Origin of the sequence: Enterococcus sp. E5-37, assembly GCF_035726925.1 — a bacterium.
GTDB classification, from domain to species: domain Bacteria; phylum Bacillota; class Bacilli; order Lactobacillales; family Enterococcaceae; genus Enterococcus_B; species Enterococcus_B faecium.
In genome coordinates this window covers 45,412-68,017 of record NZ_JAPMLG010000007.1, presented here as the reverse complement: position 1 = coordinate 68,017, position 22,606 = coordinate 45,412, and the positions used below count along the sequence as shown (strand labels likewise).

Here is a 22,606-nt window from a genome sequence, read left to right as displayed (position 1 = left end):
GATAAACGGTGTTCAAAAACCAGTTTATCGGTATGAAGTCAAATTTATGCGGAAATGTGGAAAACCATTTTCACAAAATTTTTCTTCATACTCAAAACTAATCGGCTTTTTCACAACCTCTTTATACATTATTCCTGATCCAATATTTCTTTTAATGCTGCTTCAAGAGAAGTTAATGGTTTTCCCAATACTTTTTCTAAATCATCAGAGGAAATAGCTAACTGATCCTTTTTAATATCATGTTGGATCGCTAAAAACATGTCAGCTGCTTCTTGAGGGAATCCGGCTTCTTTTAGATTTTCGACAAACGCTGCATCACTTGCTTCAATAATTTCTAACTCTTTACCTGTCGCACGCTCTAATGCCTTGGCTAATTCTTCATAGTCAGTTAGATTGCCGGATAATTCTAAGATTTCTGGAGAGTCACTTTCTACTAGTACTTTTGCTGCAGCTTCTGCATATTCACGTTTCAATGCCCAACCTGTTTTTCCATTTCCTGCAGCATAAACGAATTGACCAGTTTTTAAAGCCTGCCCAATGATAGGTAATTCATTCTCTACATACCAATTATTCCGTAAAAATGTATGGGAAATACCTGAATCCTTAATCATTTTTTCAGTGAATTGGTGATCTGGCGCTAATACACTGATCGAGTGATCGGCATCTGCAAAACTTGTATAAGCGATATAAGATACCCCAGCTGCTTGTGCTGCCTTCACTACATTCTCATGTTCGGCTTGGCGATTTCCTGGAACGCCAGAGACAAAAAGCAATCGATCTATTCCTTTCAACGCTTCTTTCATTGAGTCTAAATCATCATAATCACCAATACGTATATTAAATCCAGCTTCTTTTAGCGCTTCTCCTTTTTCTTCACTACGTACTAGTACATAGATTTCATTTTGTGGAACCATCTTTTTTAAGAATTCCAGCGCATAACCACCAAAACCTCCAGTTGCTCCTGTTACTAAATAATGCATATTTGCCACTCCCTATTCTTTTTATTTGTTAAGATTTACAGCTGTACATTTATAAATTACACCTTTATCATAAAGAGTGTGGTAAGATAAGTCAAGCAAAAAAAATGAAAGGATGACAACTGATGAAGTATTCTCTGCAATTTAGTGATGCAATCCATGTACTTGCCTATATTGAAATGTTTCAAGATACCCGATCACTTTCTAGTGAGATGATTGCCAGTAGTATCGAAACAAATGCAGCAAATGTACGTAAAATCATGAGTCAGCTCAAAAAATCCGGTTTGATCTTTACAAAAACCGGAAAACCGCAGCCTTCCCTTGCCAAAAGTCCAGATCAGATTTCTTTACTAGATGTCTATCGCAGCATCGAAGGTAATACACAGCTTATCCAAGTCGATCCAAAAACAAATCCAAATTGCGTCGTTGGTGCGAATATCCAAGAAGCTTTAGAAGAAAGCTACGCTCGGCTGCAGAAAAAGGCAGAAGAAGAAATGGCTAAGATCACACTTGATAGTCTGATACATAAAATAGCCGTTTTGGAAAAAGAAAAAAGACCAGAAAACACAGGCCTCGTAGAGAGATTTTTATAATTCTCTCTACTGTGCCTGCATTTTTTTGATCGGAATCGTCTACATAAATTCTTTTATTCTCCGGGGGACAAAAGCCTTGTCATGCCCCTTTTTCCTCTCTAATGCTCAGGTCAAAGCGCTGAAGTCATGACGTCTTGATAAACGGTGTTCAAGTAGCTGACCCTCGGCATTAGTTCTGAAAAATGCAAAATATGGAAAGCTATTTCCCCTTTTTCCTCTCTAATGCTCAGGTCAAAGCGCTACTTTCACGACCTCTATATTATCATGGTTTATTGACTACCGGTATCCAGATTTCTCCCATATATTTCCCGTTGGTAACTCCCATTTCGACTACAGCATTTGGACCCCCAACATAGGCGTAATCTTCTACTTCTCTTAAAACATGCCCAAAGGCCGTATTCGTCAAATCATTTCTTAATTCTTCAGGCGATTCTGCTAAAGCGCTTACAACAAGATACGTTCCTTTTGGGAATGGGATGATTCGCGTAGTGTTTGGAACATCCTGACTCGTTTGGACACCGACATAGTACATCATTTTCCCGTTATAGGGTTCGTTGACTGTAAAGAAATAATGATTTTCAGCAGCTTGTTTCAATGCATCTATTGTTCCATTACCGATAACTTTTTGCTCAAATGCTTGTTTCTCTGTAGCCAAACCGACAAAATCCGTATTGCTGCTCTTCAATTCCACACCAATACCCGTCACCGTAAAATCTGGTTTTTCTTCGATCCTATACTTTGCCATTTCTCCCACCCTTTCTATTATATTAAGTTCATCTTACATAAAATTAAAGGGAAATGACACGATTACGCTCTTTTTTCTAGGGATATTTTTATTTTTTAACTATTTTTTTGCTTTCACTGCAATCCAAATCTCACTGTAAACATTACTGAAATCCTCTCCCCATTTTGTAAAAGAGATCTCGGGAGCTTCGACTAACTCATAATCTGAAGAAGGAAGCCATTCTGCATAGATTTTCCCCCAAGTATCTTGTAAAGTTTGGGGAAATGGCCCTTTATTAGGAAAAATGGCCCAAGTGTGTTCTTCTATAGCAAGCATTTCTAAATCAGCGTACGGATTTTCTTTTGTCGTAGCAAAGCCAATCATGTGCATCAAACTGCCCTTTTCTTCCAAGCGGTCTCCATCAAATCCATAAGAAACGTTGATTACTTGATTTGGATATAAATCTCCTAACTTATGCATCTCTTCCCTTTGAGTCTCCGTGATCGCCTGCGCTAACTTTTGTATTTCTTGATTGACTCCTTCAAATTTGACAGGAACTTTTTTCGCCACACCTGCCACATAAAACTGTTCTTTCTTTTCGATACGAAATTCCATCGATTTTCCTCCTCTGACATCAATAAAAAATGTCAAGCGTGGAAAAGATTTTTGTATGCCGTATCTGCTGATTTCTGAAGGCAGATATCCTGACCAATCACGAAAAGCTCTTGAAAAACCTTCGACTGTTTCATATCCATATCTAAACGCCGTTTCTGTCACTCTTGATCCATCTAGGAGATCGCGATTAGCCAAAGCCAATCTACGGTTTTTGATATAGTCCATTAGCGACATCCCTGCAATAAACGTAAAGATGCGTTTTAATTGATATTCAGAGATTCCTGTATTTTCGGCTATTATTTTATAGGAAAGTCCTTCTGTCAAATGTTCTTCGATGTAATCGATCAATTGGTTCAGATCTTTAAGCATATTTATCTTCCTCCTTGCTTGCCTTTTTATCATATTATCAAAGAAAGTCAATTACTTGATGAATCAGGAACCAATTTAGTCAGATGTAGAAAATGTTGTATGGATCTAAAGAAAATTCTCAAGCAGCGTTTCGTAACGGATAATTGGTATTATTTGCCTATCTATGTTTTACCTTTAGAAAAATAAATTTTGGGGAAGACACATTCTAAGTAAACAAAGCGGCAAAAATATCTTTTATTCCCTTAGTTAATCCGCTTACTACCTACTGTTCAAAGCAAATTGTTGTTCAAACTGCTGATCAGAACGCTGCTTGGATCTTTCTTTGCGATACATCATACCTCTTTTATCAATTGGAACAATTATTTATTTCTAACAAAATCACTTCATTTTTCTCAAATAAATAAAAAACAAAAAAAGTTCCATTTTTAAAACACGCTATTCTTTTACTTTTTCTCCCATTCTCTAAGAAAAGGAGAATGAATTTTTGACAATTCGAGCAAAAATGATTATCAAATATGTAAAATCAGCTACTTTTTTCTTAAACGTTTCTTTATACTAAATATAAATAAGTGTTTCATGAAAGGAGAACTAGATAAATAATTGGCTTGAGTATTTTCCTGAAAACGTTTTGGAACGCGGTTATAGCTATCATCTGCACGGTTTTGTCCGTCATTTGAACTATACAAGCAAATACTTGTCCGCAACAGTTTCTGGCACGGAAGATTATAAGGTAGTGATCGCTTGGGATGAAAAGACCAACATGACTTGTGATTGTCTATATGCCATAGAAGGAAAAAAATGCAAACACATGGCTGCTGTCTTATTCGCTTACGAAGAACGTCCAATAAAAAAATCCAACTACTCACTTTCCGAACTCTCGTCCCTTGTTTCCTCCGCTAGTTCCTCTCTTGTACGGGAGCTTTTAACAGAGATTCTTATAGAACATCCGCAATTTATCGAACGCTTCAAAGTTAAGATGCCATTTCATGCAATAAATTATTCAGATAAATTAACAACGATCATCCATAAATACGATCATATTATCAAGAAAAACAAAAACAGGAAAACAGCGAAGTTCATCATGGAGATGCGAAAGTTCATCCAAGAAGCAGTTGAATCGCTTATTCAGCAAAATGCCTATCTTCCCGCATTCGAATTGATCAATGAAGTGATTGCTACTCTCGAAACATTCTATTGGGAGCCTGAGGATGAACGAACCCTTCTTCTGATAGAGGACTGTTATTATTTATGGAAAGAATTATTAGCAGAAGCACCTCATGCAGAAAAAAGGCAAATGTTCTCTTGGTTCGTCTGCCAAGTCGATCATACTGACGCCTCTTATTCAAAAAGCTACTCCATAAAAATCCTGAAAGAAGACTTTCGGGAAAAAGAATTTTCTAACCAAAAGAAAAAAATAGATAAAAAACTAAAGAAACGGTAAAGAAAGACGATTTCAATGAAAAATAGCAAGTAAACGATAACAACCATCCTAAATCCACAAGAAATACAGCAGAGCCTGCTTTAAAAACACGAATCATGCAAGTATCAAACTAAGGATGAAGTAAAGAAGACTTAACGCGTACCCAATATTAGTCATTTGACTATTAGGTACGCGTTTTGTTTTATAATTCATGACAAATTTCCTTCGTTGCTGGATAGATTTTCCGGTATTGTTGATAGATTTTACGATACTTTTCTACATTTTGTAAGAGAGGTTCCACTGCATCTGTATATTGGATAAAAAACTGACAACAGCTTTCAGGTGTGTCGAACCACTCTAACCCTAGTGCAGCAATCATTGTTGCGCCTAATGCAGGTCCTTCCTCCACACTTAAACAATAGATCGTTGCATCGAAAATATCTGCTTGGATTTGTAGCCATGCAAGATTTTTCGCGCCTCCTCCCACCGAAACAATACGTGTAAATCTGCGACCCGCTAGTTCTTTACGTTTCAATCCCACCATTGACAAATGCTCATTAAAAATTTAGAATATTCACAAGTTTGACGACAATTATGAAAATTTATGTCGTGCTAAAGGAGTTTTGTTATTGGATGAAAAGTTAGATATAAAAACTGCGATCAAAGACACGTTACCTACCGTTTTCGGTTATATCGGTATTGGACTTGCATTTGGTATCGTTGGGAAAGCTGCCGGATTTCATCCACTAGTCGTCACGTTGATGTCCCTGCTGATCTATGCGGGTTCCGCCCAATTTATCACAGTCAGCATGCTTGCTAGTCACAGCCCATTGCTTTCCATCGTTTTCTCGACCTTTCTAGTCAATTCCCGAATGATTCTGATGAGTATGACGATTGCTCCTTATTTCAAGAAAAATCGGCTGCTTCAAAATCTGCTGATTGGCACATTGCTGACAGATGAAAGTTTCGCACTGGGAATGAATAAATTGAACTATACTGGACAAAAGTTAAACTTTCGTTGGATGAATACAGCTAATTGGATTTCTTATTTGACGTGGGTGGGTTCTTCTCTTGTTGGCGCACTTTTAGGGAATTTTATTACTGATCCGAAAAAGTTTGGTTTGGATTTCGCCATCGTCGCTATGTTTATCGGGTTACTTTATCTTCAAGTCATTTCTGATAGAAACACCTCTAAACGATTACAGTTGATCCTGATTGGACTCACTTTGATTCTGGTATATGTCGGACTGATTTTTATCCCAAGCAACTTAGTGATTGTAGTTGTAACACTGATTGGGTGCGGATTGGGAGTGTGGATCAAACATGCCTTCTTTTGAGTTTACATTGCTGACTATTTTAGGTTGTACTTTAGCAACTTGGCTTTCTAGGATCCTACCATTTGTCTTACTGAAAAAATTAGATTTACCGCAACCGTTGCTTGAGTATTTAAGTTTTGTCCCGATCGTCATTATGTCTGCTTTATGGTTCAGCAGTCTATTTACCCAAAATATCGGACATCTGCCGCAGATCAATCTCGAAAATGCTTTGGCTTCAGTTCCTACACTTTTAGCTGCTATTCTTTCAAAAAGCTTATTGGTGATCGTCTTGGTAGGAATTCTTTCCCTTTCGTTGATTCGCTTATTATAAATAAAAAAACAAGAGCTTATGGCAAATTACTGTCATGCGCTCTTGTTTTTATCAAAGTCAAATAAGAAAAAAATCGGCGTATTCTTGCTTATCCGTTGAACGGACCACTAACAACGACTTTTCCTAACATATGTCCTGTTTCTACGTCTTTGGTTGCTTGTTTCAAGTTCTTCGCATTCATCCCATCTGAATAGACCTTGCTCAATGTACTGCGGATAATCCCTTCATTTGCTAAAGCAGCAATGTGCGCTAAAGCTTCTCCTTGCGTTTCGATTTCATAGTTATAGTCTGTTTTAGCGAACATATACTCCCAGTCGAAGCTGATAGATTGGTTTTTCCAAACACCTATATCTAACGGCTCTTTGATCCCTACGATCGTTCCCACATGTCCAAATGGTCGGACAAGGTGCTTGATTTGATCAAAGTAGCGGGTAATATCGAATAATACAGCGACATACTCTACTTGATCGATTCCTAATTCACGAAAACTTTTACTTAAGTCGTGATGATAATCGATTGGATAGTCTACACCTGTTTTTTTCAGCCATTCAAAATTCTTCGGACTTGCAGTCGCGTAGACTTCTAGGCCAGCCCAATGCGCTAGTTGATTCAAAATCGAACCGACGCCCCCGGCTCCGTTGATCACTAAGATTTTTTTCCCGCGATTGGCATTTTCTTCTGGAGTCAGACCAAATTTTTCAAATAACAATTCATAAGCGGTCAATGAAGTCAACGGCAAGGCTGCGGCTTCTTCATCTGAAAGATTTTTTGGTGCAAGAGCGACAATACGTTCGTCAACCAGTTGGTATTCTTGATTGCTTCCTGCTCTTGTCGTTGTACCTGCGTAAAAAACGCGATCGCCGACAGAAAATTTTTGCACTTCATCACCTACAGCAACAACTTTCCCGACTCCATCAAACCCTAAGATACGTAAAGCATTTCTTATCCCGTTATCTTGGCGAAGTTTCGTATCGACAGGATTGACAGATACTGCGTTGACTTTTACCAGAAGATCCCGTGAACTGGGTACAGGTATCTGTTCTTTTTCATCAATAAAGCTTTTTGGATCATCGATCGGCAGCCCTTCATAAAAACCGACTACCTTCATTAATTCCTTTTCTGACATACGAATTCCTCCTTAGCTTCATCAAGTTGGAGCATCCATACAGTTTTCATTTCAATATATATAGTATGCTATTTGTTCCACCTTTTTTATTCATCATAATTATTCTCTTACTTAAAGTAAACTATTTGCACTTTTTTAGTTAAAAAAGAGGTTGCGACAAGACTTTTGTCACAACCTCTTGGTAAATGGTGTTCTCTTGCCAACTCCTCGGTCACACGTTACAATATTCATAAAATATGAGGAACTATTTTCCCGTTTGTTTCTCTAATACTCAGGTCAAAACGCTGATTTCACAACCTCTTCCTTAAACGGTGTTCAAAAGCTTGCATCTGCGGTAATAAGTCCAATCAATTCAAAAACATTAGGAGCTATTTTTGTTTGGCTGTTCTTATTACTTGATGCAGGACAGCTTTTTCACGACCTCTAATTCACGGTGTTCAAGCAAGAAATCATTGTTCACTGAAAAGCGTTGGATGTTCTTTTTCAAAGGTCTCTAAGATCTCTCGTACTTCATCAGTAGATTTCGTATTCATCAACTGAACTCGCAAGTCATTTGCTCCTGGAAATCCTTTGATATAGATTTTAAAGAAACGATGTAGTCCTGTGATGGAACGCGGGATGATTTCTGAATAATGATCTTGCAGATCTAGTTGCAGACGAAGTAGTCCGATCAGTTCTTTTTCTGTATGTTCCCTCGGTTCTTTTTCAAATGCATAAGGATTTTTGAAAATCCCTCGGCCAATCATGATGCCATCTACGCCATATTTCTCGGCCAATTCTTCTCCTGTCTGGCGATCGGGGATATCTCCATTGATCGTGATTAGTGTTTGTGGAGCGATTTGGTCACGTAAAGCAATGATTTTAGGGATGACTTCCCAATGTGCATCTACTTTACTCATCTCTTTACGCGTACGCAAATGGACAGAAAGATTGGCTATATCTTGATGAAGTAAGTGACTGATCCATTCTTCCATCTCAGACATTTCCGTATAGCCGATACGCGTCTTGACGCTGACAGGCAAACCGCCAGCTTTAGCCGCTTCAATCAATTGTGCCGCTACTTCTGGGCGAAGGATCAAGCCACTGCCTTTTCCACGTTCTGCTACATTAGGAACTGGGCAGCCCATGTTGATATCGATTCCTTGGAAGCCCATTTCTGCCATAGCAATGCTCATTTCTCTAAAAAATTCTGGCTTGTCTCCCCAAATATGGGCAACCATCGGCTGTTCATCTTCTGTAAATGTCAATCTTCCTCGTACACTGTCTTTTCCATCTGGATGACAGAAACTGTCTGAGTTTGTAAACTCAGTAAAGAAGACATCCGGTGCTGCTGCATGCTTTACGACATGGCGAAATACAACATCTGTTACATCTTCCATTGGTGCTAAAACAAAAAAAGGCTTTGGCAGCTCTTTCCAAAAATTAGTAGTCATTTATTTGTTACTCTCCATTCTATCAAGCAGTGAAGTCGCAATCTTTCTCAAAAACATTGTCATTATACTAGGAAACAAAAAAAGAAGCAAAGTGAACAGCTTAAAAGATGTTTCTGATTGAGCAAAAAAAAGACTGTGACAAAAATCTTATCACAATCCATTTTCCGGAATAAATGGTGTTCTCCTGCCAACTCTTCGGTCACAAGTCAAAATATTCATCAAACATGATAAGCTGTTTTTTGAAATTGCTCCTTATGACTCGGAGCTGAATGGCAGGCTTACGACCTCTTTCTTAAACGGTGTTCAAAAGCTTGCATCTGCGGTAATAAGCCCAACCAAACGGTGTTCAATCAGCTGACCCTCGGTATTTGCTCAAAAAACGACAAAATATGAGGAACTATTTTTCCGTTTGTTTCTCTAATACTCAGGTCAAAACGCTGATTTCACAACCTCTTTTCTAACTTCTCAATCCTCTTCCTTTATTAATCAAATACCAAGTAACGGCGTACAAAACAACGATGAATAACACAAGAACGATCATCGATGTTGCTACTGGCACATCGATCGTTCCAAGGAATCCGTAACGGAAACCGGAGATCATATAAACGATCGGATTGACTTTCGAAACAGCTTGCCAAAAGGGCGGTAACATAGAGATGGCATAGAAAACGCCACCTAGATAAGTTAACGGCTGCAAGACAAATGTAGGCACGATCGATACATCATCATAAGACTGAGCAAAAATCCCGTTGAGCAGTCCTGCTAACGAAAACAAGATTGCCGTCATCAATAATGTAATGATGACCATGAACCATGAATACACATGAAGTGGTACAAAGAACAAGGAAATGATCGTTACGAGAGAGCCGACGAGAATACTGCGACCCACACCACCAATCACAAAGCCCCAAATAATCACATGCGTAGGAACAGGTGCTACCAAGATTTCTTCGATATTTTTCTGAAATTTTTGAGAGAAGAAGGACGAAGAAACATTGGCATACGAACTAGTGATAGCAGACATCATAATCAAACCAGGAACGATGAATTCCATATATGAAAAACCACCCATGTCACCGATCCGCCCACCGATCATTTTTCCGAAAATAACAAAATACAAGGATGTCGTGATTACTGGCGGAACCAGTGTTTGGACCCATATACGCAAATAGCGGTTCGTTTCCTTGATAGCTAAACTTTTTAATGCAGTAAAATAAAGATTAAACATTTTTCTCCTCCGTATGATTATTTTCTTCTGTGATTTTCAAGAACAGTTCTTCTAAACGATTCGACTTATTCCTCATAGAAAGAACTTTGATTCCTTGTCTTGTAAGCTGATCGAAGATTCCGTTCACCCCTTGATTTCGTTCAACTTCGACAGCGATTGTCTGCTCATCTTCAAATGTACAAGCATATCCTTCAATCACAGGTTTGGCATCATATGGCGCTAAATCAAAGATAAATGTTTCAAATTGCAGTTTTGACAGAAGCTCTTTCATACTTGTATTCTCGATCAGTTCACCCGATTGGATGATTCCGATGTTGCGACAAAGCATTTCAGCTTCTTCTAGATAATGCGTCGTCAAAATGATCGTTGTACCATTTTCGTTCAATTCTCGTAGAAACTCCCACATCTCGCGTCTCAACTCGATGTCAACTCCTGCTGTTGGTTCATCTAAGATCAGCAAACGTGGTTCATGCATCAGTGCTCTAGCAATCATCAGTCTTCGCTTCATTCCCCCGGAAAGCATACGTGCACGGACATTTCTCTTTTCCCAAAGATTGGACTGCTTCAAATATTTTTCACTGCGTTTCATCGCTTCTTTGCGAGATACACCGTAGTAACCGGCTTGATTCACGACGATTTGCTGGACCGTTTCAAAAGGGTTAAAATTGAACTCTTGTGGAACCAATCCAATCTGTTGCTTTGCTCGAACTAGATCCTTGTCCAGATCATAACCGAAGACATTCACTTTTCCAGATGTTTTATTGACTAAAGAAGTAATGATCCCGATCGTTGTAGATTTTCCAGCTCCATTTGGCCCTAATAGCGCATAGAAATCTCCTTCTTTCACCGAAAGATCGATTCCCCGCAATGCTTCGACCCCACTTCCATAGATCTTTTTCAAATTATTTATTTCAAGCGCATTTGCCATTTATTTCCTATCTCCTTATAGACATGATTCTTAATTGTATCATGGAATACAGCAGATGAAAAAACAACTTGGCTTCCACACAAAAACACACCTGCTCACAAAGAGGAGATGTGTTTTTTAGTTCATGATCATCTTCGATAGAATAACTATCTAAACAACTCTGGCACTTTTAAAATCATAAAAGTACCGACAGCAACTACTACGATGACATATAGAAGATCCTTATAACTGAGGTTCTTGTCTTTTTTATTCATGTTAAGCTTTCCTCCGTCCTTTTATCGAAAGCTTTTTTCTTTTATTTTAACCGAAATAAATAAAATGGAAATAGTTATTTTCAATTTCTGTTTTCGCTGTTTGTTTTACGGAGAACTTTGCCATGGAACGTGCGTCTCGTCGCTGATGCTAAGTTTTTTCGATAAAAGCTGCTAGAAGGAAGACAGCGTGGTTTATTTTGTATCGTCTTTTGCTAAATCTTCCAAGATCATCTGGACAGCAGACTCGTTCCCATTGAATTCTGCCACTTTTTTGGCATCAATGTACTTCTTTTGATAATCGTCTTTTTGGACCCACGCATCATGCTTCGTTTGATAAAGTTAATCAAACGGATACCACTGCCGCTGTTCATCGAACAACAAACTTTCTTTTTGGGCCTGTTCAACTATGGATTTAGGGTAATCCAAAACTTTCAGCAAGGCAATCGCATTTCGGGTCCTTGAAGGTCCTTCTTTTAATTTGAAATCAAAACTGATTCCTTTTCCTTCTGTTACTTGTTCTTCAAAGTGGACATTCTCACAATAATTCTTTAAAATCTCTGTCAATTCGATATCATGTGTGGCGACAAATGCTAAAGATGGATACTCCGCAAGCCACCGAACGACTGAAGCGGAAGAAGCAATCCGTTCGATCGTATTTGTTCCTTTTAAAATCTCATCTACGAAGCAGTAGCAGCGTTCTTTGGAAGCCACTTGGTCCAGCAAACGTTTGATCGATTTGATTTCTGAAACAAAATAACTGTCGCCTTCAAATAAATCATCTTCGATTGCCATGGAAGTCAACACATGTCCAGGTTGCAGGGTAAACTGTTCTGCAATCGCTGTTTGGATCGTCTGTGCTAGAATACAGCTGATGGCTATACTTTTGACATACGTAGATTTTCCTGATGCATTGGAACCCGTGACTAATGTATTCTTCTGCCAGTTGACTGGATTCACTACCGCTTCTTTTAACAATGGATGATAGATATCTTTCGCTGTCACACCGCCCTCAGTAAACTCTGGTCGGCAAGTGATCGGCATATAGGTGCGATAATTCAAAACGGCTGCTGCAACTTCCAATTCTCCCAGCAATTCCCACAGCTTGATGGCTTCAGTTGAATGCTTTTCTAATTTAGTGAGAACGAAATGATAGGAGATAAATGGTAGCATGAACATGATGTTGACATATTCAAAAATCAATTCTGCTTCACTCCCGCTCTTCATTCGAAATGAAAAACCTAATTTAGGGATGTCTCTAAATGGTTTAGTTTGCTGTTTCATCTCTTTTTGAAGTGGTGTCGTCATTTTTGCTAACTGATTGGCGGCTGAAATCGTTGAAACCAAATAACTCATGCTATTCAGCTCTGTTTCTAGTGTTTGTTTCTTCACTAGATAATAGACCGTATTGAATACTAAGCCACCGATTGCTAGATAGATTCCTAGTACTTGCCCTAAAAGAAGCAAACCTACACCCACCAGCGGAAGCAAGCCAAGAAAAATAAATAAACCTACGCGTCCAATCTTTTTACTTTTTCCATCCGCTAGATATTGTTTTGCAAAATTATGATCTTTTTTTCCTAAACGAGCGAATTGATATTGGATTCTTTCTCTCAGTTGAGGATTTTCCTGATAAAAAGCAATTAGTTTTTCTAACTGATAATCTTCTCCAAAATCAAAGCTACGTAAACGCTGATACAACGCTTCTGAACCTACACTAGAATAGGTACTGTTGATCCCTTCAAATACTTCGAACATATCCAAGTCATACCAAGTAAGATCGTCGATTTCACTATCCCATGAACGGAATTTTTTCTCCGTGAGCCACGCATCCTTCAAACTTTCTTCTTTATCAAATCTCGGTTGATAAGGAATTTTTCCCCAATTACTACGAACTGTTTCCTTTACTTTCAAACGTGAAAAAATGTCTAAAACAACTAATAAAATAACAACTGCAATAATAATTAAAACGATAAATTCTCTTTGGCCCATATCCCTCTCCGTTCCTTGATTTGTTAGTTTTAGTATAGCACTGTTGCGCTATTTGAAAAGGGGGTACAAAAATAACTATCTTCGTTACCTAATTCGTATCAATCACACCAAAATAAAAACACCTTCCAAAAAAGAAGATGTCTTTAAAACGAGATACAATTTTTTGTCATTCACTTCAGGTAAATTAGAGCCAATTAAACCCTCCGCAACTTGACGGAGATGGAGAAGATGCCCCCGTCTAATCTAGCGGTCATCTCTCCTCCCATTCCTTCCACCAATTTTTTTGACAGGTAAAGCCCGATTCCGCTAGATTCCGTATTTGTGCGGCTGGTATTTTCTGTATAAAAACGCTGGAAGACTTTTTCAACAGAGGTTTGCGCTCCTGCTTTGATAGGATTGGCCACTGTTAATCGAATGAATGGATCCTCTTTTGAAAATGTCACCTTTGCTTGTCCATCTGCATAACGCAATAAATTCTGTATGATATTTTGCAGCACTCGCAGCAACATGAGCGGATCTGCTAATACAGTTGTATTTATCGAGTGTTCAGCGAACGCTACCTGGATATTTTTCTCAGAAAATTGTTCATAAAAAGAGAAAAATACTTCTTCCACCTCTTTAGAAAAAGAAAGCGTATGGAGATCCATTTCTTTTTGCTTCGTCTCTATTCGAGCAAGATCATAAAACTGATCCGTCATACTGAGTAATCTTGCAACAGATTGTTTGATGATCGTTAAATACTTTTCCCGTTTCTCCGTATCCTCTACCTGTTCCAGTAATTGTACATAACCGTTAATAGCAGTCAAAGGAGTTCTGAGATCATGAGAAAGGCCGACGATCGATAGTCTGATGTTTTCTTCCATTTCTTGAAATACTTGTCCTTTTTGTTCATTTTCATCCACCCATGTATTCAGTGCATCTACTAGGTCCATTAGATTCTTTTCTCGAAATTCGACTGAAAGACGACCACCATATTCTTGTCGTTCAGAAAGAGTGGCGATTTTCTTAGTTAATCTCTTGATTTCCCTTTGCAGGAAGAAAATAAAACTTCCCATAAAGATAACAACGAGAAGCAACAGCCACTTAATCAAATCTAAACCCCACTCCCCACACCGTATGAATATACACAGCATGTGCCTTTGCTAGTTTCCCTCGAAGATTGGAAATATGCATATTCACTGTTTTCTCACTATCAAAATATGGTTCTTGCCAAACTGTTTCATAAAGATTTGCTCGCGAAAATACTTTTTTCGGATGTTCTAAAAAAAGCTTCAGCAGATCGAATTCTCTTCCTGTCAAATGGACAGCCACACCATTCACATTTACATCCCTCGACTCTTTGTCCAGTAAGATTTCCTTGTAATAGATGCGTTGCGACAGATCTTTTACTTGGACAGAAATCTGATGACGAAGTTGGATGCCGATTCGTAACAACAGTTCTTCGATATCAAATGGTTTCGTCACATAGTCATCCGCTCCTGCTGCCAACAAGGAAACTTTATCTCTTTGATCGCTTTTTGCTGAAAGAACGATGATCGGAACATTCGATGTCTGTCGGATTTCTGCTAACAATGCTTCACCTGAAAGCCCTGGAAGCATGAGATCTAGAAGGATCAAATCGACAGGATATGTGCTTAACAATAATTTTCCTTCCGTACCTGAATAAGCATCAAGAAGTTTGTATCTCTGTTCAAGAACCTCCTCCAGTAAGGAATGAATAGCTTCATCGTCTTCGATAATCAAAATAGTTTCCAGCAGGACCACCTACTTAATGTCAGATTTTTGGAAAATAAACATTCCTAGAGCTGATGATACCACGATTGTTACTAGACTGACCAGAATCATTTTCGGTGCTTGCGAATAAGTTGCTTGTTGCGCAAAGTCCGTATACATGAGCCACGTTTCCGTAAACCACTCCGTTAGAAATTCCAAGCCTTTGATTTTTGCGAAAACACCGGGAACGAAGGCCGTTCCCATGATATAAAGAAAAGAAAGAAGCAAACTGACACTGGTACTTCTAGTGATGAATGTCAAAGCCACTGGAACAGATAATGTCCCTAATGTCAGCAGAAGCAATACAGGAAATACTTTTAGAACATAATTTCCATAGTTTTTGATTCCCTCAACTTCACCAAATCCGAAAGCAAGTGTGTAAGCAATCATGGCTAGCCCCGTAATCAAAACCACGCCAAGTGTTGTGATCAAAAGCGTAACGAGAAGTTTCGACACATAATAAGTCATTCGATTCCGTCCTAAAGATAACGTATTGCGAATCGTACCGTTTTGAAATTCTTCCCCAATATAAAAGCACGCAAATGCTGCGAAAGCCAGAAGAATCCATGCAGCCATTTTTTCCACCATTAAAATCCCTGTTGCACCGTTGATGACTGTATCCGTTGCTTGGTTTAATTCATTGCCGTATTTTGTATGCATATACCATTCGTTCCAAGAATAAAAAAGCGGAAGTACGACCATCAGTCCTAGTGAGACCCACATTTTACGGCTCTTCCATACTTTTATTTTTTCAGCAGTTAATAGATTAAACATGTGGATTGCCTCCAGTTAATTGTAAGAAATAATCTTCCAGTTTTTGCCCAACTAGGTGGATACCATCCACAGGAACTTTTGCCTCTACCAATGCTTGATTGATGGCTGCTACTTGGTCAATTCCTTCAAAAAGCTGGATAACACGGCTAGATTGGACAAAATAATCCCTATAACCAAGAGAGTCGAGAACCGTTACTGCTTGTTCCGTCGCCGAAGTGTCAATTTTTATAAATTGACGAGATTCTTGTGCCAATTCTTCTTTCGATAATTCTTGGATCAAGTGTCCTTCATGCAAAATACCATAGTGGGTGGCGATCTGTGACAATTCATCTAGCAAGTGGCTAGAAAGCAAGACGGTGATGCCCCGTTCTTTTACCAAACGTTGGATGATTTCTCGCATTTCTGCCATCCCTGCTGGATCCATCCCATTCGTCGGTTCATCCAAAATCAAAAATTCTGGATTCGTGATCAGTGCATTTGCAATAGCTAAACGCTGGCGCATACCTAAAGAGAAATTCTTTGCTTTCTTTTTACCTGTATTTTCCAATCGCATCATTTTCAGCAGGTCTTCGATTTCTCTATCCGATACACCACCGTTCGCTGCTTGGATACGTAGGTTATCTCTTGCAGTTAATTCTGGATAAAGAGCAGGGGTTTCAATCGATTGACCCATACGTCGTCTTGCTGCCTGTAAATCCGTCGTTCCAAATAATTCGATCGAACCTTCATCAATCGAGATCAAACCCATAATAGTTCTCATAAAGGTAGACTTACCCGCTCCATTTTCCCCAATCAATCCATAGATCATTCCACGTTTGATTTCGATCGATACTTTATCTAATGCTTTGGCAGCACCATATTTTTTGGTTATACCAGTTGCTTTCAAGACCGTTTCATTTCCAAAATCCATACTTATCCTTCTTTCTTATTGATAAGTGAAGTATAGTTGACGGGTATAAAGAAAGCAGCCAGAAATGTATAAAGAAATTGTAAATTTTCCAATTGAATTCCAAGAAAAACGACCTGACAATAAGTAATAAGTATCTTTACTATCGTCAGGCAGCTTGTTATACATTTGTATCAGTTTTCTGATTCTTTATTTTCGACCAAAGTCATTTCTCTGTATTCCTCTTCGCTGTAAATTTTTGCTTCTTTCAGATCAAGCTTGAGTAATTTTACCAGACCGGTTATAAGGATAACTATAGCAAGACTCCCTCCCAGAAAAATCAGACTGTCTCGCAGACGTGGTTGCGTTGTCTGCCAATCAAAGAGCGCACCAAACAGTGCTAATCCAAGTGGACTGGCAACCATGGTAATCGTTGTTATCGTTGACATCAGACGTCCTTGTATATGCGATGGAACTTCTCGCTGAAGCCAGACCATATAAAAAGCAAAAGAAAACATTAATCCTTAAAAAAGGACTTATGAAAAATAATACATGCCGTTTGGGATTTAAAATTAGCTACCAAATAAGAGGTTATGACAAAAGACTTTTCACAATCCCTTCTTCCGAATAAACGGTGTTCTCCTGCCAACTCCTCGGTCACAAGTCACAATCTTCATCAAACATGAGAAGCGATTTTTGTAAATTCCTTCTTATTTCTTGAAGCTGACTACTTCTGTCACAACCTCAGAAGCGGATAAATAATATTGTTTGATGATACTTTATCTTTTTCCCGTTTGTTTATAGATCGAATGATATTATAGACCAAGAATCCAACCTATTAACATAGCTAAAAGCACAAAAAAGGCACTTTCCAAATTGTGGAAAGTGCCAGAAAAGTTAGGATTAAGGTAACTGCGCTCAGCATTGCTTCGCCCAGTACGATTCTCGTAACTCGTGAACTCGAACGATAATCGCAATTAACGTTTTGAGAACTGTGAAGCTTTACGTGCTTTTTTAAGACCTGGTTTTTTACGTTCGACCATACGTGCGTCACGAGTAAGTAAGCCAGCACGTTTAAGAGCTAAACGGAAGTCAGGATCAACTTCTAGCAATGCACGAGCGATACCATGACGGATAGCTCCTGATTGTCCAGCGTATCCTCCGCCGTTTACGTTAACAAATACGTCATATGCGCCTTTTGTTTCAGTAACAGCGAAAGGTTGATTGATTACTTCACGCAAGTCAGCATGTGGAATGTATTCTTCAACATCTTTTTTATTTACAGTAATTTTGCCAGTTCCTGGTACTAGACGTACGCGAGCAACTGCGTTTTTACGACGGCCTGTGCCGATATATTGAACTTGTGCCAATGAAATTCCCTCCTATTAGATTAAGTTTGTGATGTCTAAAACTTCTGGTTGTTGTGCTGCATGTGGATGTTCTGCTCCACCGTATACGTTCAATTTTGTAAATTGTTTGCGGCCTAAAGTGTTTTTAGGAAGCATACCTTTTACAGAAGTTTCGATCAAACGACGAGAATTTTTAGCACGCAATTCGCCAGCAGTGATTGATTTCAATCCTCCTGGGTAGTTGCTGTGACGGTAATAAATTTTGTCAGTCGCTTTTTTACCTGTTAATTTCACTTTATCTGCATTGATGACAATGACGAAATCGCCAGTATCCAAATGAGGTGTGAAAGTTGGTTTATTTTTACCACGTAGTACAGATGCAACAACTGTTGAAAGACGTCCCAATGGAACATCAGTTGCGTCTACTACATACCATTTACGTTCTACTTCGCCTGGTTTGGCCATATATGTTGTACGCACGTTATTTTCCTCCAATTTAAGTTCTGATGTTTGACATACACTTCGAGTTTCCGGGGCTCTTTGTGGGGCAAACAATACCATTTAACATATTACCCGCTAATCTAGTCAATGTCAACGTTTTTCTGCTTGATTGAAAAATTTATATGAAACTTTACTTCTTTTTCTTTCTTTTATATAAAAGGGTCGTTTCCTGCCAAAATGAAAAACAAAAAGAGGCTGTGACAAAAGACTTGTCACAACCTCTTATTTTGAATAAACGGTGTTCTCCTGCCAACTCCTCGGTCACAAGTCACAATATCCATAAAACATAAGAAGCTGTTTTTTGAAATTGTTTCTTGTGACTCGGAGCTGAACGGCAGGCTTACGACCTCTTGGTAAACGGTGTTCAATCAGCTGACCCTCGGTATTAGCTCAAAAAACGGCAAAATATGAGGAACTATTTTGACGTTTGTTTCTCTAATACTCAGGTCAAAACGCTGATTTCACAACCTCTTTTTCGGTCAAGTTCAACAACAGTTTTTACGCGTCGATCTCTGGCGCTTTGCCCAAATGAGCTTGGATCATCCAGATACGTTTTTCTGTGGCTGTTTTGAATTCGATAAAGATATCTTGTGTTGGATCGTCGCCTTCTTCTCCAGAAACTTCGATTCCTTTTTGGTAAAGATCTGCTAGATAACGGTAGCCTGCAACAAGTGTTTCCAAACGTTCAGGAATCGTGCGGTCCCAACGTCCTACTTCATCAGGGATTTTCGTGTTGTCTGCAAATTCACGCAATGTAGAATAAGGTGAACCGTCTAATGTGATCAAGCGTTCGGATACTTCATCTAACTGAGCGTTCAAATCATCCATGAACTCATCCATCATTGGGTGCAATGTAAGGAAACCTGGTCCTCTCATGTACCAATGTGTTTGGTGAACAACAACAGACATTTGGCTTAGATCTGCAACTAATTGATTTAATACTTCTTTGGTTTGTTGGAATTTCATCTTTCTTGCCTCCTAACATTTTCTTACACTTAAAATAATAGTAGACTTTCAATGAAAAGTACAACAAAATCATTTACCTGAGAACGATTTTCAGTTCGCTTTTTTATCCGTAAAGCCAATCATTTTTCAGAATCAGCTAATTCTTCTCGCAGTTGAGCAAATTGCTGATAAGTCTGTGCTAAATGCTTTTGTGTCGAAACAAATAATGGATAGATTTTCTGATATTTTTTATGATCAGTTTCTTGTACTCCAACTTGCTCTTTCAATTCTATCAATTCCTGTGCTTCACTGATACTTTGAATCTTTCCGATGCTTCGCCAGCCTAAAATCACAGCTCCTAATGCGGATGCTTCTGTGACAGTAGGGAAAACAAGCGGGTAACCCAGTACATCAGCCATCATCTGACGAAAAATCGGAGATTGAGCAAACCCGCCTGTAGCACGGATCTCTGTGAGCTGATTTTCTTGGCAAACTCCTTTTAAAATCCGATAAAGATTGAGACAGATCCCTTCTAGAATCGCCTTCATCATTTCTTTTTCTGTATGTTGCCGCTGTAAACCGATAAAACTGCCAAACGCATCTGCGTCCCAAAGCGGTGCTCGCTCACCAAGCAAATAGGGATGAAAAATCAGACCATTGGCACCCGCTGGCACAAAAGCGATAGCCGAAAGCAGTGCGTCATATGGATTTTCTCCTTTTTCTTTAGCAGATTGAACGACTTCCTGTAAAAATGTATGCCCTGCCCAATCAAAGATGCCAGCACCATTGCTAGTCGCTCCTCCCACTACCCAATGTTTCTGATCCAGAACATAACAAAATGTCTCCAGTTCTGGATGGAACTGAGGCTGAGTAGTAATAAAACGAAGTGCTCCGCTCGTTCCTACGGTCAAAGCGGCGATCGTATCACCAAAAGCACCTAACCCTAGATTAGAAAGCGGCCCGTCTGCCCCTCCCAAAATAAATGATATATCATTTGGTAAACCTAGTTCTGTTGCTGTTTTTGATGGTAGACCTGTTACTTGATAGGTGGAAGGAAGCACTTGCGGCAATTGTTCTATCCGAATGTCCAAGTAGTCAAGCACTTCTTCTGCCCATTGGAATTCATGGATATCAAAATATCCAGTTCCTGAAGCTGTTCCGTAGTCGCTGATCAGTTCGCCAAACAATCTATAAAAGATATAGTCTTTGATACCGACAAAATAAGCAGTTTTTTTGAATAATTCAGGTTGGCTGTTTTGCAGCCACTTGATTTTGTTCAATGGTGTCATTGGATGAATCGGCGTCCCAGTCTGCCGATAAAATTCTTTGCCAAGCACGGTATATTTCAGTTTTTCTGCTTCGTCCGCTGCTCGGTTATCTGCCCAAGTGATCATTCGAGATAACGGTGTTTTCTCTTCATCCAACAATATCAGGCTATGCATCGCAGAGGAGAAGGAGACAAATTGAATGATTGTGTCTGAAGGCAACTGTTTAATTACTTCTTTTATAACGGTGCAGACACCTTGAAAGATCAATTCCTGATCTTGTTCTGCCATCCCTTGTGTTTCTTGGATCAAAGGGTAGCGAAAATAAGCGGATGCTGCTTCTTGGGCTTCATCTGTGAAAGCAACTGCTTTGGTTTGTGTGGTTCCGATATCTAATCCGATTGAAACGTTCATTTTTTCACCTCAAATTTTATGTATGTACAAAAATTTAGTTTAAGCTTGCGTATCTTGGTTTTGAAAAGGGGGAGATGGCGTGTTACTTTATTTTATCATTGGTTGCTGTATCGGATCATTTTTATGTTTAACCGCCCAGCGGATTCCGTTAGGTCACTCTATTATTTATCCTAGATCTCATTGTGTCAAATGCTGTCGTTCGCTTTCTTGGTATGAATTGATTCCGATTCTCTCGATCATCGTCCAACGATTTCGCTGCCGCTATTGCAGGTGTCGGTTGCCCTTCTACTATTTGTTGGCAGAAGCCTTATGTGGTGGTCTTTTTGTCTGGTTCTTTACTTTTTCTTCTGCAAGAAATTATTCGACGTTCATATGGATGCTTTCGGCTTTGCTATTTTCGTTGATGGATTTATTTTACTTCATGGTCCATTCTCACACGCTATTCTGTTCTTGGGCAATTTTATGGATTTTTTGGTTGCAGGCCGGCGTCTTCCAATGGCAAAGTGTGCTGTTAACGTTTATCGTAGGCGGTGTGTGCCTTCGCTATGGTCAATCCTATCTCGGAGCTGGCGATACTCTGTTGATGCTTTCTTGGAGTGGTGGCTTGTCTCTGGAAGAGTTGCTTCAGATCTTGTTTCTTGCTAGTCTGTTTGGAATATCCGTTTTTTCTGTTTACTTTATCTGTCATAAAAAAAAGTTGGAAAAGCTGCCTTTCATTCCTTTTTTGAGTAGTGCCTTGCTGATCGTCCTTCATTTTAGGTATTGAAAAAAGGTTGTGACAAACGACTTGTCACAACCTCTAATATACGGTGTTCCAAAAGTAGCTTTTTCGGCTTCTTATTTCTTTCCGCCCCAATGTCGACGAATGAAACCGGCACGTCCAGAACCTTCTCGATAAAGATTGTAATGGAGCTTGTTCTTCTTGTAATAGTCTTGGTGGTAATCTTCTGCCGGATAAAACTCGGTGCGCGGTTCGATTTTCGTTACGATCGGTTTGTCGAACCTGCCGCTTTCTTGTAAAGACTGCTTCGATCGTTCTGCGATTTTTCGTTCTTCTTCATCACCATAGTAAATAACAGGACGATAAGAATCGCCGCGGTCTGCAAACTGCCCTAGAGCATCAGTCGGATCGGTCTGCTGCCAGTAGATCTCCACCAACTGATCATAAGAAATAACTTCTGGGTCATATTCGATCTCTACGGCTTCTGTATGCCCTGTTGTGCCTGTTGTTACTTGTTCGTAAGTTGGATTTGGTACATGCCCGCCTGTATAACCGGATGTCACAGAAATGATCCCTGGCTGCTCTTCAAATGGTTTGACCATACACCAAAAGCATCCGCCTGCGAAAACTGCTTTTTTTGTCATATAAAATCCCCCTTTTTTCTCATCATACCTT

The 22,606-nt window shown here is 39.2% G+C and carries 24 protein-coding genes; 5 read left to right on the top strand and 19 right to left on the bottom strand.

What is annotated here, in order from left to right:
• Positions 1 to 128 precede the first annotated feature (128 nt).
• Positions 129 to 980, bottom strand: a complete 852-nt coding sequence (locus OS138_RS07575; protein ID WP_002325509.1) for an SDR family oxidoreductase — start codon at positions 978 to 980, stop codon at positions 129 to 131.
• 122 nt (positions 981 to 1,102) lie between these two features.
• Between OS138_RS07575 and OS138_RS07570 the strand changes: the two genes are divergently transcribed.
• Entirely contained in the window at positions 1,103 to 1,570 is a 468-nt protein-coding gene (locus tag OS138_RS07570; protein ID WP_002287477.1) for an Rrf2 family transcriptional regulator, read from the top strand.
• Positions 1,571 to 1,832: 262 nt separating this feature from the next.
• On the opposite strand, the gene OS138_RS07565 is transcribed toward OS138_RS07570, so the two are convergent.
• Both OS138_RS07565 and OS138_RS07560 read right to left on the bottom strand, forming a co-directional pair.
• Positions 1,833 to 2,315 (bottom strand): GyrI-like domain-containing protein, encoded by a 483-nt coding sequence (locus OS138_RS07565; protein ID WP_325069932.1) that lies wholly within the window; start codon positions 2,313 to 2,315, stop codon positions 1,833 to 1,835.
• 99 nt (positions 2,316 to 2,414) lie between these two features.
• Positions 2,415 to 3,278, bottom strand: a complete 864-nt coding sequence (locus tag OS138_RS07560) for an AraC family transcriptional regulator (RefSeq protein ID WP_325069931.1) — start codon at positions 3,276 to 3,278, stop codon at positions 2,415 to 2,417.
• Positions 3,279 to 3,870: 592 nt separating this feature from the next.
• Here OS138_RS07560 and OS138_RS07555 point away from each other — a divergent pair.
• Complete coding sequence (locus OS138_RS07555; protein ID WP_325069962.1) at positions 3,871 to 4,719, top strand: SWIM zinc finger family protein; 849 nt, start codon at positions 3,871 to 3,873, stop codon at positions 4,717 to 4,719.
• A gap of 181 nt (positions 4,720 to 4,900) precedes the next feature.
• Here the strand turns inward: OS138_RS07555 and OS138_RS07550 are convergent, their stop codons facing one another.
• Positions 4,901 to 5,242, bottom strand: coding sequence for an FGGY-family carbohydrate kinase (locus tag OS138_RS07550; protein WP_325069929.1), 342 nt, complete (start codon positions 5,240 to 5,242; stop codon positions 4,901 to 4,903).
• 85 nt (positions 5,243 to 5,327) lie between these two features.
• Between OS138_RS07550 and OS138_RS07545 the strand changes: the two genes are divergently transcribed.
• Positions 5,328 to 6,035 carry an AzlC family ABC transporter permease gene (locus OS138_RS07545; protein ID WP_104765223.1) on the top strand — a complete coding sequence of 236 codons (708 nt, stop codon included), beginning with the start codon at positions 5,328 to 5,330 and terminating at the stop codon, positions 6,033 to 6,035.
• On the top strand, positions 6,022 to 6,345 hold the full coding sequence (locus OS138_RS07540) for an AzlD domain-containing protein (RefSeq protein ID WP_325069928.1): 324 nt from the start codon (positions 6,022 to 6,024) through the stop codon (positions 6,343 to 6,345). The genes OS138_RS07545 and OS138_RS07540 overlap by 14 nt, the downstream gene beginning before the upstream one ends.
• A gap of 88 nt (positions 6,346 to 6,433) precedes the next feature.
• On the opposite strand, the gene OS138_RS07535 is transcribed toward OS138_RS07540, so the two are convergent.
• The 14 genes from OS138_RS07535 to OS138_RS07470 all read right to left on the bottom strand — a co-directional run bounded on the left by OS138_RS07535 (position 6,434) and on the right by OS138_RS07470 (position 21,210).
• Positions 6,434 to 7,471 (bottom strand): zinc-binding alcohol dehydrogenase family protein, encoded by a 1,038-nt coding sequence (locus tag OS138_RS07535; RefSeq protein WP_002318818.1) that lies wholly within the window; start codon positions 7,469 to 7,471, stop codon positions 6,434 to 6,436.
• Positions 7,472 to 7,920: 449 nt separating this feature from the next.
• A complete protein-coding gene (locus tag OS138_RS07530) occupies positions 7,921 to 8,904 on the bottom strand; it encodes a tRNA dihydrouridine synthase (RefSeq protein ID WP_325069926.1) in 984 nt (327 codons plus the stop codon).
• A gap of 457 nt (positions 8,905 to 9,361) precedes the next feature.
• Complete coding sequence (locus OS138_RS07525; protein ID WP_002287492.1) at positions 9,362 to 10,132, bottom strand: ABC transporter permease; 771 nt, start codon at positions 10,130 to 10,132, stop codon at positions 9,362 to 9,364.
• Complete coding sequence (locus tag OS138_RS07520; RefSeq protein ID WP_002376359.1) at positions 10,125 to 11,060, bottom strand: ABC transporter ATP-binding protein; 936 nt, start codon at positions 11,058 to 11,060, stop codon at positions 10,125 to 10,127. The genes OS138_RS07525 and OS138_RS07520 overlap by 8 nt, the downstream gene beginning before the upstream one ends.
• A gap of 593 nt (positions 11,061 to 11,653) precedes the next feature.
• Positions 11,654 to 13,303, bottom strand: a complete 1,650-nt coding sequence (locus OS138_RS07515; protein ID WP_325069925.1) for a MutS-related protein — start codon at positions 13,301 to 13,303, stop codon at positions 11,654 to 11,656.
• 194 nt (positions 13,304 to 13,497) lie between these two features.
• Complete coding sequence (locus tag OS138_RS07510) at positions 13,498 to 14,394, bottom strand: sensor histidine kinase (protein ID WP_325069924.1); 897 nt, start codon at positions 14,392 to 14,394, stop codon at positions 13,498 to 13,500.
• Entirely contained in the window at positions 14,387 to 15,067 is a 681-nt protein-coding gene (locus tag OS138_RS07505) for a response regulator transcription factor (RefSeq protein WP_325069923.1), read from the bottom strand. The genes OS138_RS07510 and OS138_RS07505 overlap by 8 nt, the downstream gene beginning before the upstream one ends.
• Positions 15,068 to 15,850 carry an ABC transporter permease subunit gene (locus OS138_RS07500; protein WP_002307763.1) on the bottom strand — a complete coding sequence of 261 codons (783 nt, stop codon included), beginning with the start codon at positions 15,848 to 15,850 and terminating at the stop codon, positions 15,068 to 15,070.
• Entirely contained in the window at positions 15,843 to 16,760 is a 918-nt protein-coding gene (locus tag OS138_RS07495) for an ATP-binding cassette domain-containing protein (protein ID WP_325069921.1), read from the bottom strand. The genes OS138_RS07500 and OS138_RS07495 overlap by 8 nt, the downstream gene beginning before the upstream one ends.
• A 170-nt stretch (positions 16,761 to 16,930) precedes the next feature.
• Positions 16,931 to 17,185, bottom strand: coding sequence for a hypothetical protein (locus OS138_RS07490; RefSeq protein WP_325069920.1), 255 nt, complete (start codon positions 17,183 to 17,185; stop codon positions 16,931 to 16,933).
• Between the two features lie 528 nt (positions 17,186 to 17,713).
• On the bottom strand, positions 17,714 to 18,106 hold the full coding sequence (gene rpsI / locus OS138_RS07485; RefSeq protein WP_002287505.1) for a 30S ribosomal protein S9: 393 nt from the start codon (positions 18,104 to 18,106) through the stop codon (positions 17,714 to 17,716).
• Positions 18,107 to 18,121: 15 nt separating this feature from the next.
• Positions 18,122 to 18,550 carry a 50S ribosomal protein L13 gene (rplM, locus tag OS138_RS07480; protein WP_002323724.1) on the bottom strand — a complete coding sequence of 143 codons (429 nt, stop codon included), beginning with the start codon at positions 18,548 to 18,550 and terminating at the stop codon, positions 18,122 to 18,124.
• Positions 18,551 to 19,084: 534 nt separating this feature from the next.
• Positions 19,085 to 19,552 carry a Dps family protein gene (locus tag OS138_RS07475; RefSeq protein WP_002310545.1) on the bottom strand — a complete coding sequence of 156 codons (468 nt, stop codon included), beginning with the start codon at positions 19,550 to 19,552 and terminating at the stop codon, positions 19,085 to 19,087.
• A 119-nt stretch (positions 19,553 to 19,671) separates the two neighbouring features.
• On the bottom strand, positions 19,672 to 21,210 hold the full coding sequence (locus OS138_RS07470; RefSeq protein ID WP_325069918.1) for a gluconokinase: 1,539 nt from the start codon (positions 21,208 to 21,210) through the stop codon (positions 19,672 to 19,674).
• A gap of 79 nt (positions 21,211 to 21,289) precedes the next feature.
• Here OS138_RS07470 and OS138_RS07465 point away from each other — a divergent pair, with 79 nt between their 5' ends.
• Complete coding sequence (locus OS138_RS07465; RefSeq protein WP_325069916.1) at positions 21,290 to 21,976, top strand: prepilin peptidase; 687 nt, start codon at positions 21,290 to 21,292, stop codon at positions 21,974 to 21,976.
• 71 nt (positions 21,977 to 22,047) lie between these two features.
• Here OS138_RS07465 and msrA read toward each other — a convergent pair whose 3' ends face one another.
• Complete coding sequence (gene msrA / locus OS138_RS07460; protein WP_325069915.1) at positions 22,048 to 22,575, bottom strand: peptide-methionine (S)-S-oxide reductase MsrA; 528 nt, start codon at positions 22,573 to 22,575, stop codon at positions 22,048 to 22,050.
• Positions 22,576 to 22,606 lie beyond the last annotated feature (31 nt).

Excerpts from the sequence above, each read along its gene's own strand:
- OS138_RS07490 (WP_325069920.1), bottom strand. The coding sequence starts at position 17,185 with ATGTCAACGATAACAACGATTACCATGGTTGCCAGTCCACTTGGATTA.
- OS138_RS07570 (WP_002287477.1), top strand. The coding sequence starts at position 1,103 with ATGAAGTATTCTCTGCAATTTAGTGATGCAATCCATGTACTTGCCTAT.
- rplM (WP_002323724.1), bottom strand. The coding sequence starts at position 18,550 with ATGGCCAAACCAGGCGAAGTAGAACGTAAATGGTATGTAGTAGACGCA.
- OS138_RS07560 (WP_325069931.1), bottom strand. The coding sequence starts at position 3,278 with ATGCTTAAAGATCTGAACCAATTGATCGATTACATCGAAGAACATTTG.
- OS138_RS07530 (WP_325069926.1), bottom strand. The coding sequence starts at position 8,904 with ATGACTACTAATTTTTGGAAAGAGCTGCCAAAGCCTTTTTTTGTTTTA.
- OS138_RS07475 (WP_002310545.1), bottom strand. The coding sequence starts at position 19,552 with ATGAAATTCCAACAAACCAAAGAAGTATTAAATCAATTAGTTGCAGAT.
- OS138_RS07495 (WP_325069921.1), bottom strand. The coding sequence starts at position 16,760 with ATGGATTTTGGAAATGAAACGGTCTTGAAAGCAACTGGTATAACCAAA.
- OS138_RS07575 (WP_002325509.1), bottom strand. The coding sequence starts at position 980 with ATGCATTATTTAGTAACAGGAGCAACTGGAGGTTTTGGTGGTTATGCG.
- OS138_RS07550 (WP_325069929.1), bottom strand. The coding sequence starts at position 5,242 with ATGGTGGGATTGAAACGTAAAGAACTAGCGGGTCGCAGATTTACACGT.
- OS138_RS07470 (WP_325069918.1), bottom strand. The coding sequence starts at position 21,210 with ATGAACGTTTCAATCGGATTAGATATCGGAACCACACAAACCAAAGCA.
- msrA (WP_325069915.1), bottom strand. The coding sequence starts at position 22,575 with ATGACAAAAAAAGCAGTTTTCGCAGGCGGATGCTTTTGGTGTATGGTC.
- OS138_RS07500 (WP_002307763.1), bottom strand. The coding sequence starts at position 15,850 with ATGTTTAATCTATTAACTGCTGAAAAAATAAAAGTATGGAAGAGCCGT.
- OS138_RS07515 (WP_325069925.1), bottom strand. The coding sequence starts at position 13,303 with ATGGGCCAAAGAGAATTTATCGTTTTAATTATTATTGCAGTTGTTATT.
- OS138_RS07520 (WP_002376359.1), bottom strand. The coding sequence starts at position 11,060 with ATGGCAAATGCGCTTGAAATAAATAATTTGAAAAAGATCTATGGAAGT.
- OS138_RS07535 (WP_002318818.1), bottom strand. The coding sequence starts at position 7,471 with ATGTCAGAAAAGGAATTAATGAAGGTAGTCGGTTTTTATGAAGGGCTG.
- OS138_RS07525 (WP_002287492.1), bottom strand. The coding sequence starts at position 10,132 with ATGTTTAATCTTTATTTTACTGCATTAAAAAGTTTAGCTATCAAGGAA.
- OS138_RS07540 (WP_325069928.1), top strand. The coding sequence starts at position 6,022 with ATGCCTTCTTTTGAGTTTACATTGCTGACTATTTTAGGTTGTACTTTA.
- OS138_RS07565 (WP_325069932.1), bottom strand. The coding sequence starts at position 2,315 with ATGGCAAAGTATAGGATCGAAGAAAAACCAGATTTTACGGTGACGGGT.